Source organism: Streptomyces sp. NPDC048507, from assembly GCF_043199995.1.
GTDB lineage: Bacteria > Actinomycetota > Actinomycetes > Streptomycetales > Streptomycetaceae > Streptomyces.
The window spans coordinates 299,365-315,851 of the sequence record NZ_JBICWZ010000004.1; the positions used below are offsets into that span (position 1 = coordinate 299,365).

At 74.1% G+C, this 16,487-nt stretch carries 16 protein-coding genes; 8 read left to right on the plus strand and 8 right to left on the minus strand.

The genetic code is table 11. From position 1 onward, the window contains the following. Positions 1-7: 7 nt before the first annotated feature. The 4 genes from ACGFXC_RS14385 to ACGFXC_RS14400 form a co-directional block, all read right to left on the minus strand. The gene (locus tag ACGFXC_RS14385) at positions 8-769 is read right to left on the minus strand and encodes an ABC transporter ATP-binding protein (RefSeq protein ID WP_393713188.1); all 762 of its coding nucleotides are present in this window, start codon (positions 767-769) and stop codon (positions 8-10) included. 62 nt (positions 770-831) lie between these two features. Then, positions 832-1,470, minus strand: a complete 639-nt coding sequence (locus ACGFXC_RS14390; protein ID WP_393712650.1) for a PadR family transcriptional regulator — start codon at positions 1,468-1,470, stop codon at positions 832-834. 98 nt (positions 1,471-1,568) lie between these two features. Beyond that, positions 1,569-2,150, minus strand: a complete 582-nt coding sequence (locus tag ACGFXC_RS14395; RefSeq protein ID WP_393712652.1) for a hypothetical protein — start codon at positions 2,148-2,150, stop codon at positions 1,569-1,571. A gap of 190 nt (positions 2,151-2,340) precedes the next feature. Beyond that, positions 2,341-4,011 carry a protein kinase gene (locus ACGFXC_RS14400; RefSeq protein ID WP_393712654.1) on the minus strand — a complete coding sequence of 557 codons (1,671 nt, stop codon included), beginning with the start codon at positions 4,009-4,011 and terminating at the stop codon, positions 2,341-2,343. A 226-nt stretch (positions 4,012-4,237) separates the two neighbouring features. Here ACGFXC_RS14400 and ACGFXC_RS14405 point away from each other — a divergent pair, with 226 nt between their 5' ends. Continuing rightward, a complete protein-coding gene (locus ACGFXC_RS14405; RefSeq protein ID WP_393712656.1) occupies positions 4,238-5,854 on the plus strand; it encodes a protein kinase in 1,617 nt (538 codons plus the stop codon). A 71-nt stretch (positions 5,855-5,925) separates the two neighbouring features. Here the strand turns inward: ACGFXC_RS14405 and ACGFXC_RS14410 are convergent, their stop codons facing one another. After that, positions 5,926-6,351, minus strand: a complete 426-nt coding sequence (locus tag ACGFXC_RS14410) for a pyridoxamine 5'-phosphate oxidase family protein (RefSeq protein ID WP_393712658.1) — start codon at positions 6,349-6,351, stop codon at positions 5,926-5,928. Positions 6,352-6,512: 161 nt separating this feature from the next. Next, positions 6,513-7,172: a response regulator transcription factor gene (locus tag ACGFXC_RS14415; protein WP_030225053.1), complete on the minus strand. Its 660-nt coding sequence runs from the start codon at positions 7,170-7,172 to the stop codon at positions 6,513-6,515. Positions 7,173-7,497: 325 nt separating this feature from the next. On the opposite strand from ACGFXC_RS14415, the gene pdhA reads away from it, so the two are divergent. From pdhA to ACGFXC_RS14440, 5 genes are all read left to right on the plus strand, one after another. Further along, on the plus strand, positions 7,498-8,706 hold the full coding sequence (pdhA, locus tag ACGFXC_RS14420; RefSeq protein WP_393712660.1) for a pyruvate dehydrogenase (acetyl-transferring) E1 component subunit alpha: 1,209 nt from the start codon (positions 7,498-7,500) through the stop codon (positions 8,704-8,706). A gap of 5 nt (positions 8,707-8,711) precedes the next feature. Next, positions 8,712-9,692 (plus strand): alpha-ketoacid dehydrogenase subunit beta, encoded by a 981-nt coding sequence (locus ACGFXC_RS14425; RefSeq protein WP_393712662.1) that lies wholly within the window; start codon positions 8,712-8,714, stop codon positions 9,690-9,692. A 12-nt stretch (positions 9,693-9,704) separates the two neighbouring features. Beyond that, entirely contained in the window at positions 9,705-11,159 is a 1,455-nt protein-coding gene (locus ACGFXC_RS14430; RefSeq protein ID WP_393712664.1) for a dihydrolipoamide acetyltransferase family protein, read from the plus strand. Between the two features lie 126 nt (positions 11,160-11,285). Further along, positions 11,286-12,224, plus strand: coding sequence for a GNAT family N-acetyltransferase (locus ACGFXC_RS14435; protein WP_393712666.1), 939 nt, complete (start codon positions 11,286-11,288; stop codon positions 12,222-12,224). 34 nt (positions 12,225-12,258) lie between these two features. Then, positions 12,259-13,023, plus strand: a complete 765-nt coding sequence (locus tag ACGFXC_RS14440) for a hypothetical protein (protein WP_393712668.1) — start codon at positions 12,259-12,261, stop codon at positions 13,021-13,023. Between the two features lie 11 nt (positions 13,024-13,034). Here the strand turns inward: ACGFXC_RS14440 and ACGFXC_RS14445 are convergent, their stop codons facing one another. Further along, complete coding sequence (locus ACGFXC_RS14445) at positions 13,035-13,448, minus strand: PPOX class F420-dependent oxidoreductase (RefSeq protein WP_393712670.1); 414 nt, start codon at positions 13,446-13,448, stop codon at positions 13,035-13,037. 74 nt (positions 13,449-13,522) lie between these two features. Further along, on the minus strand, positions 13,523-14,731 hold the full coding sequence (locus tag ACGFXC_RS14450; protein ID WP_393712672.1) for a DUF1266 domain-containing protein: 1,209 nt from the start codon (positions 14,729-14,731) through the stop codon (positions 13,523-13,525). A gap of 62 nt (positions 14,732-14,793) precedes the next feature. Here ACGFXC_RS14450 and ACGFXC_RS14455 point away from each other — a divergent pair, with 62 nt between their 5' ends. Both ACGFXC_RS14455 and ACGFXC_RS14460 read left to right on the plus strand, forming a co-directional pair. Next, positions 14,794-15,069, plus strand: coding sequence for a glutaredoxin domain-containing protein (locus ACGFXC_RS14455; protein WP_393712674.1), 276 nt, complete (start codon positions 14,794-14,796; stop codon positions 15,067-15,069). A gap of 138 nt (positions 15,070-15,207) precedes the next feature. Beyond that, positions 15,208-16,458, plus strand: a complete 1,251-nt coding sequence (locus tag ACGFXC_RS14460) for an FAD-dependent monooxygenase (RefSeq protein WP_393712676.1) — start codon at positions 15,208-15,210, stop codon at positions 16,456-16,458. The last annotated feature ends 29 nt before the right edge of the window (positions 16,459-16,487 follow it).

Sequence of the window (16,487 nt, forward strand, 5' to 3'; positions counted from 1 at the left end):
CGGGAGGTCACAGGCCGGCCACCCGACCCGAGAGCAGGGAGTCGGTGCCGCCGCGCAGGGTTTCGTCGACGACGCTGCCGTCGCGCAGGAAGACGACCCGGTCCGCCCAGGCGGCGAAGCGGGGCTCGTGCGTGACGAGGACTCCGGCGGCGCCCGCGTCGCAGCGGGAGCGGAGCAGGGCGAGGACGGATTCACCGGTCTCGGAGTCGAGGGCTCCGGTGGGTTCGTCGGCGAGGACCAGGCGGCGCTCGCCGACGAGCGCGCGGGCGATGGCGACGCGCTGCTGCTGTCCGCCGGACATCTCGTCGGGGAAGCGGTCGGCGAGCGGGCGCAGGCCCGTCTCCTCCAGCGAGGCGAGGGCGGCGGACCGGGCCCTGCGGGCGGAGGTGCCGTCGAGTTCGAGGGGCAGGGCCACGTTCTCGACGGCGGTGAGGGCCGGGATCAGGTTGTAGTCCTGGAAGACGTAGCCGATGCTGCGGCGCCGCAGGGCGGCCAGCGCCTTGCGGCTCGCGGTGGTGATGTCGACGCCCTCGACCAGGACGTGGCCGCTGGTGGGGGTGTCGAGTCCGCCCGCGAGGGTGAGCAGCGTGGACTTGCCGGAGCCGGACGGGCCCATGACGGCGACGAGCTCGCCGGGGTACACGCTCAGGTCGATGCCGCGCAGGGCGTGCACCTCGGTGGCGCCGCTGCCGTGCGTGCGGACGAGCCGGTCGAGCCGGAGCACGGGCCGGGGGCGGTGCGGGTCGGGTGCGCCGTGGTGGCCGGGCATGCGGTGATGGTCGGGTATGCCGTACGGGTCGGTCATGAGGGGTCCCCCCTGGGAAGGTCGGTTCAGCTCCGCCGCGGGCGGGCGCTGCGGGACGGTCCGGCGACCGGACCGGCCGGGGCCGACTCCGCCTCCGGGGCCGCCGGCTCGGTGGCGGCGCGGGCGGCCAGCCGGACCAGCCGGGACTCGGAGTGGTCGAGCCAGCGGGCCTCGGCCTCGGTCTGGAAGATGAGCTGTTCCAGGACCAGCAGCCAGGCCAGGTCGTCGCGTTCGTCGGAGCGGCCGCTCTCGACGGCGGTGATCGCCTGTGCCTTGAGCCGGGTGTAGTCCTGCATAGCCCGGACCGTGGCGTGCCGTTGGGCCTGGATGACGGCGCGGATGTCCACCCCGGGGGCGCCGACGGCCATGGCGAGCTTGATGGACAGCTCGTCGCGGGGCGGGTTGGTCCGGTCGACGGGCCGCTCGTACCAGGCGCGGAGCTCGTCGCGGCCGGCGTCGGTGATGGCGTAGAGGGTGTGCCCGGCGGCGTCCTCGCCGCCGGGGACGACGAGGCCGTCCCGCTCCAGGCGGGCGAGGGTCGTGTACACCTGCCCGACGTTGAGCGGCCAGGTGGAGCCGGTGCGGGATTCGAATTCGGTGCGGAGCCGGGAGCCGTACCGGGGGCCCCGCTCCAGCAGGGCGAGTAGCCCGTGGCGGATCGACATACCGAGTATGTATACCCAGTATGCTCATCTCCGGCAAGCATCTCCGGCAAGCATCTCCGGCAAGCGCTCGGGCAAGCACTCCGGGCAGCACGGGAGGCCTAGCGGCCCTGGCGCAGCCGCATGCCCATGAAGCCGAGGCCCAGCCCCATCAGGGCCAGGCCGGTGCCGAGCGGCAGGAGGTGGGCGGCCAGGTCGGCGGCCCGGTCGCCGGGGTCCGTGCCGAGGGCGTTGAGCCCGGGGGAGCGGCTCGGCGCCGGGCCGTCCGGGGTGCCCGCGGGGTCGCTCGCCGCCGGACTGGCCGCCGCCGTGGCGGCCGGGCTCGCGGCGGTGCCCGGCGGCCGCCGGTGCGGCGGTACGGCCGGCCGCTCCGGGTGCGGGTGCGCGGGGCGGACCTGGCGCGCCGGCCGGGGCGCGGCGAGGACCTCGGCGGCGGGCGGTTCCCCGGCGGGGCGTCCCGGGTGCTCGCGGCCGACGCCCGCCGGACTGCCGGCGAGCTCCTCGTACGCCTCTTCCGGTACGTCGGCCACCGCGACCGCGCTCGTCGGCGCGGCGGCGGCCGGGGCGCGGGCGGGGGCCGCGCTCGCGGGCGCGGCGGCGAGCAGCGCGGCGGCGGCCAGTACGGCTCCGGCGGTCCAGCGGGGGCGGCGCGGGGGGCGCGGCGGGCGCGGGCGTCGGGTCACGGGGAAGCCCTCCCCTTCCGTGCGGCCGGAGCGCCGGGACGCCGAGGCATCAGAATGACGTCCTCAGATTTACATGGTGGGACAAAAGCGGCATCCCGGGCCGCCCATGAGGGTGGCCCGGGATGCCGGTCAGTCCTTCGGCGGTGCCCCGCCGTCCTTCGCCGCCCGCGCCGCCGCGCGGCGCGGGGTCCTACTGCGGGTCGCCGGTCGAGACGACCAGGGTGAACTCCGTGCCCTCCTTGGCGACGTCCGTGCCGGACGCCGGGAGCTGCTCCAGGACGGTGTCCTGGCCGTAGACCGCCTCGTCGCGCTCCTGGAGGGTGAACTTCCAGCCCGCGGCCTGGATGCACTCCTTGACCGAGCGGAGGTTCTTGTAGCGGAAGTCCGGCGCCATGACCTTCGTGGCGTCCTTGTAGGACTTGGTGGCGCTCTTGCACTTGTCCGCGTCGATCGTGCGCGAGGTGTCCGGCCCCTTGTGGCCCGCCGCGGCCGGGGCGGAGGCGGAGGAGCTCGCGCCGCCGGAGCCGCCGGCGGTGTCCTTCTGGTCCTGGTCCCCGCCCATGTTCAGCACCGCGATCAGCCCGCCGACGGCCAGCAGGGCCACCACGACGGCGCCGACCACCACCGGCGTGTTCCGCTTACCGCCGCCGCCCTGCGAGGGCGCCGGGGAAGGCGACGGCGAGATGGTGAACGGCGCCGGGGTCTGCGGGGCGTACTGCTGCTGGTGCTGCGGCGTCTGGTGCTGCGGCGCGGGCGTGTGCGGGTACGCGTACCCGCCCTGCGCCGGGGTGTGCGGAGCGTACGGGGACGGCGCCGGGGTGTGCTGCGGCTGGTACGGCTGCTGGAGCGAGTGCGGCGGCGGCGCCTGGAAGCCGGAGTCCACCGGCGGGAACACGGCCGAGCTGACGCCCGCCCCGCTGCCGCCCGGTGCGGCGCCCGGCACGATGACCGGAGCACCCGTCCGACCGGCGGACAGCACCCGCAGGATCTCGTCCCGCATGGCCGCGGCCGTCGGGAAGCGCTCGTTCGGGTTCTTCTTCAGGGCCCGCGCCACCAGCGAGTCCATCGCCGGGGTGACCGACCGGTTGATGGAGGACGGAGCCACCGGCTCCTCCTGCACGTGCGCGTACGCGATGGCCAGCGGGGAGTCCGCCTCGAACGGGATCCGGCCCGTCAGCAGTTGGAAGAGCATGATGCCGACGGAGTAGAGGTCGGAGCGGGCGTCCACGCCGCGGCCCAGCGCCTGTTCGGGCGAGAGGTACTGGGGGGTGCCGACGACCATGCCGGTCTGCGTCATCGAGGTGACCCCGGACTGCATGGCCCGCGCGATGCCGAAGTCCATCACCTTGACCACGCCGCGTCCGGTCATCATCACGTTGCCGGGCTTGATGTCGCGGTGGACCAGCCCCATCTCGTGGCTGGTCTCCAGCGCGGCCAGCACGTCGGAGGTCACCTTCAGCGCCTTGTCGGCCGGCATCGCCCCGTACTGGCGGACGTCCGCGTCGAGGACGGAGCCCAGCGGCTGCCCCTCCACGTACTCCATGACGATGTACGGCATGACCGTGCCGTCGCCCGAGCCGCCGAAGGAGACTTCGCCCTCGCCGGTGTCGAAGACCGAGACGATATTGGTGTGCGACAGTTTCGCAACAGCCTGCGCCTCACGCCGGAACCGCTCGCGGAAGGACGCCTCGCGCCCCAGTTCGCTGTGCAGGGTCTTGATCGCGACCTGCCGGTCGAGGGCGGAGTCGTACGCGAGGTAGACGGCGGCCATGCCGCCCTCGCCCAGCAAATCCCTTAGCTGGTAACGGCCACCGGCCAGAGAGCCGCCTGCGTACCGGCCCTGTGTGCCGTCCTGGCTCATGACTGTTGCTTCCCCTCGGGCTGTGTCCCCGCGCGTCCGGCTGAGCACAGGTCGCGCCCAGTCTGCCGGAGGGCAAGCACACGTCAAGCCGGTGCCCGCTCCGTGACCGGGGGGCCACGGGGCGTCTGTGTCCGAACGGTGACCGGTTCCGAGGCTGTAGCGTTCATCGGAGCACCCGATGAGGACCCACCGCTAGAGCGGACGAGACAGACGACGGCGAGGACTGATGGCACCCGAACCCGAGGGAAACGGCGCCGGGATGACCGATGGTCCTGAGCATTGGGGCGCCGGCGGCCTGGTGGGCGACGGACGTTACCGCCTGACCCACCGGCTGGGCCGCGGCGGCATGGCCGAGGTGTTCGCCGCCGAGGACGTGCGCCTGGGCCGCACCGTGGCCGTGAAGCTGCTGCGCGCCGACCTCGCCGAGGACCCGGTGTCCAAGGCCCGCTTCACCCGCGAGGCACAGTCCGTCGCCGGGCTGAACCACCACGCCGTGGTCGCCGTGTACGACTCGGGCGAGGACCGGGTCGGCCCGAACGTCGTCCCCTACATCGTGATGGAGCTGGTCGAGGGCCGCACCATCCGGGACCTGCTGATCAGTGCCGAGGCCCCCGGCCCCGACCAGGCGCTCATCATCGTCTCGGGCGTGCTGGAGGCGCTCGCCTACTCGCACCAGCACGGCATCGTGCACCGCGACATCAAGCCCGCCAACGTCATCATCACCCACTCCGGCGCGGTCAAGGTGATGGACTTCGGCATCGCCCGCGCCCTGCACGGCGCGCAGTCGACGATGACCCAGACCGGCATGGTCATGGGCACCCCGCAGTACCTGTCGCCCGAGCAGGCCCTCGGCAAGGCCGTCGACCACCGCAGCGACCTCTACGCGACGGGCTGCCTGCTCTACGAACTCCTCGCGCTGCGGCCCCCGTTCACCGGCGAGACCCCGCTGTCGGTGGTCTACCAGCACGTGCAGGACGCGCCGGTGCCGCCCTCGCAGCTGCCCGAGGGCCACACCATCCCGCAGGAACTCGACGGCCTCGTCATGCGGTCGCTGGCCAAGGACCCGGACGACCGCTTCCAGAGCGCCGAGGAGATGCGCGGGCTCGTCCAGTACGCGCTCCAGATGCTCCAGGACCAGGGGCCGAACACCGGCACCTGGAACACCGGCCCGGTCACCATGTCCCTGCCGCACGGCCAGCCGGGCTCGGCCACCACGGCGATGCCCGCGGGCGGCAACGGCGGACCGCGCCCCCAGTACAACGCGCACGCGACGACCTCGCAGTTCCAGCAGCCGATGGTGCCCCCGCTGAACCCCGACGACGGCACCGCCTTCCCGGGCGGCGGCGGCCAGGGCGGCGGCCGCGGCGGTCGCGGCGGCTACGACGGCTACGACGGGTACGACGACCGCCGGGGCGGCGGGCGCTGGAAGATGTGGGTCTTCGCGCTGCTCGCCGTCCTCGCCATCGCCGGCGGTGTCGCGTACGCGGTGAGCACCGGCATCGGCGGCGGCAAGGGCGGCGGCGGCAAGCCGGGCACCGGCCAGAGCTCGCCGGGGTCCACGCCGAGCAACCCGAGCACGACGCCGGAAACCCCGTCGAACCCCCCGAGCAGCGACTCGGGCGGCTCCACGCGCGAGGAGACGTACGTCCCCACGCCGAGCCGCAGCAAGTACACGCCGTCCACCAACCCGCCGTCCTCGGCGAGCAGCCCGCCGCCGAAGTCGGAGGACCCGACCACCCCGGTGGCCTCGCCGCCGACCAAGCCGCCGACGAAGCCGCCGACCATCGCGCCGCCGACCTCGGGCGGCGGCGGCGGGGACAACCCGGTCGGCGAATCGGAATGACATGAACGCAGAGGGCCCGGCGGAATCGCTTCCGCCGGGCCCTTTCGCGTCGGTCCGTGCCGCGCCGCAGGTCAGAGTGCGTGCTGGTACTGCCTGCCCTGCCGGTGCAGGTTCCCCGCGAGGGTGTGGACGGTGACCAGCTGCGGTTCGATCCGCATGTACACGGGGTCGAAGACGGCGCCGTCCACGAAATGCGGGCCGGGACCGAAAAGCTCCAGTTCGGCGGTGGTCGGTTCGACTATTTCCGCCGTTCCGGTGAACTGGACGGACCACAGGCGCGGGTCTTCGGAATTGAAGTTGTCCGCCCCGTAGGAGACGACGCTGCCGTTGCAGGCCTGGTGGTAGCCGAATCCCGCGTGCATTCTCAGCACGACCTTGCCGTCCACCACGATGTGGCGGGCGAGGGCGAGGAAGGGCAGCGCGCGCATGCTGGTGGCGACTCGGCCGTAGGGCACGCGGCGCAGCAGTTCGATGGCGTGGAGTTCCTCAGGGGACATGTGGACCACTCTCCGGCACCGACACGGCGTCGGGAAGAGGATCCCGCCCCGATGATCGGGGACGTTGGTCCCGAATGAAACGGCCCGCCCCGTGGCACCGCGGCACCACGGGGGCGGGGGGTCGAGGAACGCTCCGGACGGGCCGGAGACCGGCTCGACCCCTAGCGCTTCTCGGCCTGCAGGCGCGCCACGTACGCGGCGGCCTGGGAGCGGCGCTCCATGCCCAGCTTCGACAGCAGGCTGGAGACGTAGTTCTTGATCGTCTTCTCGGCGAGGTGCAGCCGTTCGCCGATCACGCGGTTGGTGAGGCCCTCGCCGATCAGGTCGAGGATCTTGCGTTCCTGCTCGGTGAGGTTCGACAGCCGGTCGTCGCCCTTGCCGTTCTTGCCGTCGCGCAGCCGCTCCAGCACCCGCGCGGTGGCCACCGGGTCCAGCAGCGACTTGCCGGCCGCGACGTCCCGTACCGCGCTGAGCAGCTCGTTTCCGCGGATCGCCTTCAGGACGTAGCCCGAGGCGCCGGCCATGATCGCGTCGAACAGGGCCTCGTCATCGGCGAACGAGGTCAGCATCAGGCACTTGATGTCCTCGTTCTGGGAGCGCACCTCGCGGCAGACCTCGACGCCGCTGCCGTCCGGCAGCCGCACGTCGAGGACCGCCACGTCGGGGCGGGTGGCCGGAATGCGGACGAGAGCGTCCGCGGCCGTACCGGCCTCGCCGACGATCTCGATGTCGTCTTCGACCGACAACAGCTCATGAACGCCCCGACGTACCACTTCGTGGTCGTCCAGGAGGAATACCTTGATTTTTCCGTCTTCGCGCACAAAGTCATCTTCACACACTCACCCCTTCCCTGCCGGAGTTACCCGGGATAACGTGCCGTTGTTCCGGCCCCCTGCAAGGCTGTGACCAGTCGTTGTTCCCGAGACCGCCGATTTACTTGGATATCCAAGCAAAATCGCAGGTCAAGCGGGGTTTCGCAGTTATGCGGAGCACTGGGTAACGTGCATTGCGCAGGGCACTCGCCGGGGCACCTGTCACGCCTGAATCCCGTACGTGCCGTGCACCCACCCCGTGCGCGGGTACGGATACAGGTGAGCCGCACTGGTCCCCGGAGAACCCGGGTGCCGGACCGACGGAGGAGCACACGTGACCGTGGAGAGCACTGCCGCGCGCAAGCCGCGACGCAGCAGCGGCACCAAGCGGGCGGCAGGCGCGGCGAGCGCCCGCAAGACCGCCGCTGCCACCGCACAGCCGCACGACGCCGAGCCTCAGCTCGTACAGCTGCTGACGCCCGAAGGCGAACGGATCGAGGCCGGGGCGAACCCCGACGCCGCGGAGTTCGCACCCTTCGTCGCGGACATCACCACCGAAGACCTGCGCGGGCTCTACCGCGACATGGTCCTGACCCGCCGTTTCGACGGGGAGGCGACCGCCCTCCAGCGTCAGGGCGAGCTGGGCCTGTGGGCGTCGCTGCTGGGCCAGGAGGCCGCCCAGATCGGCTCCGGCCGGGCCCTGCGCGACGACGACTACGTCTTCCCGACCTACCGCGAACACGGCGTGGCCTGGTGCCGCGGCGTCGACCCGACGAACCTGCTCGGCATGTTCCGCGGGGTCAACCACGGTGGCTGGGACCCGACCACGAACAACTTCCACCTCTACACGATCGTCATCGGCTCGCAGACGCTGCACGCGACCGGGTACGCGATGGGCGTGGCCAAGGACGGCGCGGACTCCGCGGTCATCGCCTACTTCGGCGACGGCGCGTCCAGCCAGGGCGACGTCATGGAGGCGTTCAACTTCTCGGCCGTCTACAACTCCCCCGTGGTGTTCTTCTGCCAGAACAACCAGTGGGCGATCTCCGAGCCGACCGAGCGCCAGATGCGCGCGCCGCTCTACCAGCGCGCGCAGGGCTTCGGCTTCCCGGGCATCCGGGTCGACGGCAACGACGTCCTGGCCTGCCTCGCGGTGACCCGCTGGGCGCTGGAGCGGGCCCGCCGGGGCGAGGGCCCGACCCTGGTCGAGGCGTTCACCTACCGCATGGGCGCGCACACCACCTCCGACGACCCGACGAAGTACCGGCGCGACGAGGAGACGGTGGCCTGGGAGGCCAAGGACCCGATCCTGCGCCTGAAGGCCCACCTGCTCGCCTCCGGCGGCGCCGACGAGGCGTTCTTCGCCGAGCTCGAAGCCGAGAGCGAGGCCCTGGGCAAGCGGGTGCGCGAGGTCGTGCGCTCCATGCCCGACCCCGACACCATGGCGATCTTCGAGAACGTCTACGCGGACGGGCACGCGCTCGTCGACGAGGAGCGCGCGCAGTTCGCCGCCTACCTCGCGTCCTTCGAGGGTGGGGAGTGACCACCATGGCCACCGAGAAGATGTCGATCGCGAAGGCGCTCAACGAGTCGCTGCGCAAGGCGCTGGAGACCGACCCCAAGGTCCTGATCATGGGCGAGGACGTCGGCAAGCTGGGCGGTGTCTTCCGCATCACCGACGGGCTCCAGAAGGACTTCGGCGAGGAGCGGGTCATCGACACCCCGCTCGCCGAGTCGGGCATCGTCGGCACCGCCATCGGCCTGGCCCTGCGCGGCTACCGGCCGGTCGTGGAGATCCAGTTCGACGGTTTCGTCTTCCCCGCCTACGACCAGATCGTCACGCAGCTCGCGAAGATGCACGCACGCGCCCTCGGCAAGATCAAGATGCCGGTCGTCGTGCGCATCCCGTACGCCGGCGGCATCGGCGCGGTCGAGCACCACAGCGAGTCCCCCGAGACGCTGTTCGCGCACGTCCCGGGCCTCAAGGTGGTCTCGCCCTCGAACGCGGCGGACGCCTACTGGATGCTCCAGCAGGCGATCCTCAGCGACGACCCGGTGATCTTCTTCGAGCCGAAGCGCCGCTACTGGGACAAGGGCGAGGTCGACGTCGAGGCCATCCCCGGCGAGCTGCACAAGGCCCGCGTCACCCGTGAGGGCTCGGACCTCACGCTGGCGGCCTACGGGCCGATGGTGAAGGTCTGCCTGGAGGCGGCCGCCGCGGCCGCCGAGGAGGGCAAGTCGGTGGAGGTCGTCGACCTGCGCTCGATGTCCCCGGTCGACTTCGACGGGATCCAGGCGTCGGTCGAGAAGACCCGCCGGCTCGTGGTCGTCCACGAGGCGCCGGTCTTCCTCGGCGTGGGCGCGGAGATCGCCGCCCGCATCACGGAGCGCTGCTTCTACCACCTGGAGGCGCCGGTGCTGCGCGTGGGCGGGTTCCACGCCCCGTACCCGCCGGCCCGCCTGGAGGACGAGTACCTGCCGGGCCTGGACCGGGTGCTCGACGCCGTCGACCGCTCGCTGGCGTACTGAGGAGCCACGTTCATGACCATCCGCGAATTCAAGATGCCCGACGTGGGCGAGGGCCTCACCGAGGCCGAGATCCTCAAGTGGTACGTCCAGCCCGGTGACACCGTCACCGACGGGCAGGTCGTCTGCGAGGTCGAGACCGCGAAGGCGGCCGTCGAGCTGCCGATCCCCTTCGACGGGGTGGTGCACGCGCTGCTCTTCGAGGAGGGCGTGACCGTCGACGTCGGCCAGGTCATCATCTCGGTCGAGACCGCCGGGGGCGACGCGCAGGCCCCGGCCGCCGAGGCCGCGGCTGCGGCCGCCGCCCCGGCCGTGGCCGCCGAGGCGCAGGCCGCGCCCGAGGCGCGCCAGCCCGTCCTGGTCGGCTACGGGGTCTCCACCGCCTCCACGAAGCGCCGTCCGCGCAAGGCCCCGGCGGGCACGGCCGCACAGAACGGCTCGGCCGCGGCTCCGGCCGCGCCCGTGGCGGCCGCGCCGGCTCCGGTCGTGCCGGCGGCGCTGCCCGTCGTACCGGCGCAGCCCGGCGGCGAGCGGCCGCTGGCGAAGCCGCCGGTGCGCAAGCTCGCCAAGGACCTCGGCATCGACCTGGCCTCGGTGGTCCCCACCGGCGACGGCGGGGTCGTGACCCGGGAGGACGTCCACGCGGCGGCCGCCGCGGCCATCGCCCCGCAGCAGGCCGCCGTCCCCGCGCCGGCCCCGGCCGCCGCCGCCCCGGCTCCGGCGACCGCGCCCGTCGCGGTGGCCGCGGCCGCCACGGACGGCGCCCCGGCGCGGGAGACCCGCGTCCCGGTCAAGGGCGTCCGCAAGGTCACCGCCCAGGCCATGGTCCACTCGGCCTTCACCGCGCCCCACGTCACCGAGTTCATCACCCTCGACGTGACCCGCACGATGAAGCTGGTCCAGGAGCTCAAGGACGACCCGGACCTCGCCGGTCTGCGGATCAACCCGCTGCTCCTGATCGCCAAGGCCGTCCTCGTCGCGATCCGCCGCAACCCCGACGTCAACGCGTCGTGGGACGAGGCGGCCCAGGAGATCGTGCTCAAGCACTACGTGAACCTGGGCATCGCGGCCGCCACCCCGCGCGGCCTGATCGTGCCGAACATCAAGGACGCGCACGCCAAGACCCTGGGCGAGCTGTCCACGGCCCTGTCGGAGCTGGTCGCCACGGCCCGCGACGGCAAGACCTCCCCGGCCGACATGCAGAACGGCACCATCACCATCACCAACGTCGGCGTCTTCGGTGTCGACACCGGTACGCCGATCCTGAATCCGGGCGAGTCCGCGATCCTCGCGGTCGGCGCGATCAAGCTCCAGCCGTGGGTCCACAAGGGCAAGGTCAAGCCCCGCCAGGTCACCACCCTGGCGCTGTCGTTCGACCACCGTCTGATCGACGGCGAGCTCGGCTCCCGCTTCCTGGCCGACATCGCCGCCGTCCTGGAACACCCGCGCCGGCTCGTCACCTGGTCGTAGCGGTCCACGGTCGGTCGAGGGGCCGGTCCGCCGCGCACGCGCGCGGCGGGGCCGGCCCCTCGCCGCTGCCCGGACCGGAGGGAAAAGGCCTGGTCAGCGGGGGCACCGGCATGTGAACATCGCTGGATGTTCTTCCGCGCTGCCACCGCAGACCCCGCAGATCTCGACCGCGCCGCCGGCTACCCCGCCGACGGCCCCGTCGCCGCCCTCGACGCCACCCGTGTCCGAGAGGAGTTCGCGGCGCACCGGTTCCGCCCCGAGTGGACCTGGTTCGCCGAGGACGAGGACGGGGAGCCGCTGGCCCGCGCCCTGTGGTGGGGCCGGGCCGACAGCGAGCGGCCGGTGGCCCTCGACTGCCTCCAGGTCCGCGAGGACGTCGCCGACCCGGCCGCCCTCGCCGCCGCCCTGCTGGAGGCCGGCCACGCCGCCTTCGGGGCGACCCCCGGCTACCAGGTGTGCCTGCCGCGCGACTGGCGCGCCGACCCGGCCCTGGCCGCCGCCGTCGCCTGGCGCCGGGAGGCCGCGGCCCGGACCGGTCTGGCGCGGGAGATCGAGCGCCTGCGCTACGAGTGGACCCCGGCCGCGGGCACCGCCGCGCCGACCGGGCGCCTCGTCTTCCGCGAGGGCACCGACGAGGAGTTCCTGGACGTCTTCGCCCGGCTCTCCCGCGGCAGCCTCGACCTGAACACCCAGAGCGAACTCGCCACGATGTCGGAGGAGGAGCTCGCCCGCGACGACTTCGCGTTCTACCTCGACTGCCCCGGCGAGCGCGCGTGGTGGCGCCTGGCGCACCTGCCCGACGGCACCCTCGCCGGGATGGCCGTCCCCTCCGCGACCCCCTACCACCGAAACGTCGGCTACCTGGGAGTCGTCCCGGAGCAGCGCGGCCGGGGCCTGATCGACGAGGTCCTCGCCGAGATCACCCGCTTCCACGCGGCGGCGGGCGCCGAGCGCGTCACCGCCACCACCGACACCGTCAACGCCCCGATGGCCGCCGCCTTCGACCGGGCCGGTTACGAGGTCACCGAGATCCGCCTCGTCCTGGAGCCGCCGCCGGCGGTGTGACGCGGTAACCTCCCGCTCCGGGAAGGGGGTCGGGGTGCCCATCACCGAGTTGCAGGTGTACTCCGTCGAGGCGGCCGACGCCGCGGGCGGCGTGTGCGTCGTGCGGTGCCTGGGCGGCCTGGCCCGGACCGGGCAGGTCTACGCCGCCGGGCCCGCGCGGCTCGGGCTGCGCCGCACCGAGCGCCACGGGCGCCCGGTCGACGCCTTCGGCGCCGGGCACACGGCGCGGGTGCGCTTCGCGGGGGCCGTCGTCGCGCTGCTCAGCCGGGGCCAGGTGCTGACCTCCGTACCGCCCGACGGGCACGCCCTGGCGGAACTGGAGGCCTGGCTGGCCACCGGGCCGCCGCTGGGCGACGAGCCCCCGCCGCGGACCCTGCGGAGCCTGGCCGCGGCCGGGATGCGCGACGAGTCCCTGCCCGCCGGGGTACGGCTGCGCTGGGGGCGGGTGGCGCTGGCGGCGGCGGACCGGTGCGCGCGGGCGGAGGGCGCCTGCGGCCTGGCGCGGGGCATCGACCTGGCCCACGTACGGGGCTACCTGATCCGGGAGTTCGGGCCCGGGCCGGGCGGGGACCCGGCGCTGCTGTGCCGGGAGGCGCTCGCGCTGCTGGACCTGTCCCCGCGGGAGGCGGCCGCGCGGGCCGCCGTCTGGCGGGACCTGCCCCGGGCGGGCATCGTGCACCTGCGCCTGATCAAGAACCTGCTGGGCCACACGGACGCGGTCCGGCCCTACCTCGCGGACGGCGGTCCGCTGCGGGAGGCCGTGGACGCCTGGTCGGCGGTGCGGCCACGGCTTCCCTGAGGGGCCCGCGCTCAGGCCTTCGTGGCGTTGCCGAGGACCTTGGACGGGGTGATGCGCACGATCACCCGTACCGCTCCGTCGGCGCCCGCCGCGTACTCCTTGCCGCCGCCCGGGCCCAGGTACTCCTCGGCGATGCGGACCGCGACCGCGCGCCCGGCGTCCTCGGTGACGGTGGCGGTGCCGCGGATCTCCGCGTAGAGGTAGGGGTTGGCCAGGTCGAAGACGGTCAGGCCGACCCGGCCGTCGCGGACCACGTTGCGCTCCTTGCGCCGGCCCCGCTCGGTGGAGATCAGCACGTCGTCGCCGTCCCGGGTCACCCAGACCACCGAACTCTGCGGGCTGCCGTCGGGGTTGAGGGTGGCGAGCACGGCGGGGTGCGGGGCGTCGAGGAGCTGTCGTACGGCTTCGTTCAGCGCGATCGTCATACGGGTGAGGGTAGGTGCGGCCGGGCCGGCGCGGGGCGGGCCCGGGGAGCCGGGCCGGGACTTCCCGAAGTCGCTCAGCGCCAGGGGATGTGCAGCCAGGGGCTGGCGGGATCGGTGGTCAGCGTCAGATGGGTGGCGAGCGAGGAGGCGTACCACTGGCCGAACTCCTCCTCGTCGAAGTGCAGGCACCGGCCGAGGGCGTACCCGGCGGAGAAGTCCGCCCAGGAGCGGTACGTCCGGCGGACCGCCCCGCCCGCGCGGAGCACGGCGCGCTCGGCGTCCTCCACGGTGCCGTAGCGGGTGGCGACGCCCCAGCGGGCCATCTGGGAGGCCCGGCCGAGGTCCCAGCCCTCCACGGAGCGCACCCAGCCGTCCGGGGGGAGCAGGCCGTCGGCCCGGAAGCGCTGTTCGTAGCGGGCGATCCGGCCGATGAGCCGGCGCACCCCGGCGATCTCCCCCTCGACCTCGGCGCTGGGGCGCGGCTCGGCGACCGTGACCCCGTCGGGGGTGAGCTGCGGCTCGGCGGAGCGTTCGGCGCCCCGGCGCAGGCCGGCCTCGGCGGCGTGGCGCCAGTGCTCGACGTCGACGGGCCCGGCGAAGTCCGAGGCGAGGACGCGGCGCACGCGCAGCGCGAACTCCCAGACGGGGCTGACGGCTTCGGCGTTCAGCAGCTGGCCCAGCGCCTCCAGCCAGCCCGCGCTGTCGGTGACGCCCCACGACGAGCGCAGGCGTTCGCGCTCGCGCGTGTAGCCGAGGCCGTGGTAGGCGAGGGCGTTCCAGAACTCCCCGTTGGAGACGGCCAGGTGCGCGCCGACGGCGAGTCCGTGCGCGACCGGTCCGTGCAGCGGGCCGCCGGTGTGCAGGGCGTGCACGCCCCCCTCGGCCAGGCCCCAGGAGGGGGCGGCGTCCCAGTGCGCGCGCCAGCGGGCGAGGTCGGCGGGGGTGGTGGTCAGGTAGGCCTCGGCGGGGCAGCCGGGGTTCACCGCGAGGTAGGCGGGGTCCCGGGCGTCCCAGGCGTTGGCGAACCAGGCGAGGCTCTGGCGCAGGTAGACGGTGTACGGGTCGGGCGCGGGCAGCATGCCCCGGGTGTAGACGGCCAGGGCGGCCCCGCCGGGCATGGGGTGGAAGCGGGCCTGGGCCGGCTCGGCGTCGGCCTGGGCGCGGTGCTGGGGCAGGAACAGCTCGGCGCGGGCGAGGGCGTCCAGGTAGCCGGGCCAGTCCCCGCGCGCCTTGGCCCCGTACAGCTCTCTCTCGATCGCGCTCGGCGCCGTCCAGCCATCCATGCGTCCCGACTGTATAGGGGGAACCCGGGGCTCCCGCAGGGCGGGCATGACAGGCTTCGGACATGGACACCTCACCTGACGGGAAGCCGGGCATCACCGTGTACTGGAGGCCCGGGTGCGCGTACTGCATCAAGCTCTGGTTCAAGCTCCGGCTGACCGGCACCCGCTACCGCCCGGTGAACATCTGGCGCGACCCGGAGGCGGCCGCCCTGGTGCGCGGGGTCAACGCGGGCAACGAGACCGTCCCGACGGTCCGGGTCACCTCCGGCTCGGGCGCGGAGCGGCTCCTGACGAACCCCTCCCTGGCCCAGATCAGGTACGCCATGGCCGCCGCTTAGTCCGGAAGTGCCGGCCCGGGCCGGCGCCGCGCCGTGCCGCCGGGGGCATCGCGTCTACGGTGTCGGCGGGAGCAGCCGGGCGGCGTTCGTCGCGGCCGGGTAGCCGCGGCGGGCCCCCCTCTACGGCAGGAGACGCACATGCGGGGCGCAGTGGTGGCGGTCGTCGGCGGGAGCATCGCGGGGTGCGCGTTCGCGTCGGCGGCGGTACGGGCCGGGGCGGACGGGGTCGTCGTGCTGGAGCGCACGCGGGGGCGGCTCGCCGACCGGGGGCTCGGGCTGTGCGTGCACGACGACCGGGCGGCCGAGCTGGCCGCGGCCGGGGCGCTGCCCGCCGGGGTTCCCGCGCACCGGCTGGAGCGGCGCCGGTGGGTGGTGCGGGATCCGCGGGAGGCGGGCGGGCGGCTCATCTGGGAGCAGCCGTTCCCGTTCCACTCGTACCACTGGGGGCTGCTGTGGCGCGGGCTGCGCGCGGCGACCCCGGACTCCGTGGTCTACCGGCAGGGCGTGAGCGTCGAGGCCGTGACCGGGGACGGCGGCGGCGCCGGGATCCGGCTCGCGGGGGGCGCCGTCGAGCGGTACGACCTGGCCGTCGGCGCCGACGGGTACCGCTCCGTGGTGCGCGAGGCGCTCTGCCCGGGGGCGCGGCCGCACTACGCCGGGTACGTCTGCTGGCGCGGCAACCTCGACGCGGGCCGGCTCGCCGGGCTCGGCGGCGCCGCCGCCGCCGATCCGCACCCCGGGGCGGTCACCACCGTCTGCTTCGAGGGCGGCAGCTGCGTGATCTACCGGATCCCCGGCCCGGACGGACCCCGGGTGAACTGGGTGCTGTACGCGCCGCCGCCGCGGGACGGCGGGCTGCGCCTCGACGACCCGACGAGCTTCCCGGCCGGCGCGCTGACCCCGGAACTCTCGGCGCACCTGCGGGCGTTGCTGGAGCGGGAGTTCCCGGCGTACTGGGGCGCGGTGCTGGCCCTGACCGACCCGGCGGACACCTTCGTGCAGCCCATCTACGACCTGGAGACCGAGCGGGTGGCAGGCGGGCGGCTCCTGCTGGCGGGCGACGCGGCCACCGTGGTGCGCCCGCACAACACCAGCGGCGCCGCCAAGGCCCTCCAGGACGCCACCGCCTTTGCTGCCGCCTGGCGCCGCGCGGGGTCCTGGGAGGAGCTGGTGGACGGCTACCAGGCGGCCCGGGGCCGGGCCGGGCGGGACCTCGTGGCGCTGGCCCGGAGGCTGGGGCGGGCGCAGGTGGAGCGGACTCCGCCGTGGGCCTCGATGGGGCCGCGGGAGGTGGCGGACTGGTGGCACGGCCAGCTGGGCGGCGCGCCGGGCATCGGAGGCCAGGCCCTGCCCCCGGCGGCCGGCGCCGGTCCGGCCCGCCGCCCGTGACCGGGTCGGCGGGCGCCCAACCGTGGCCA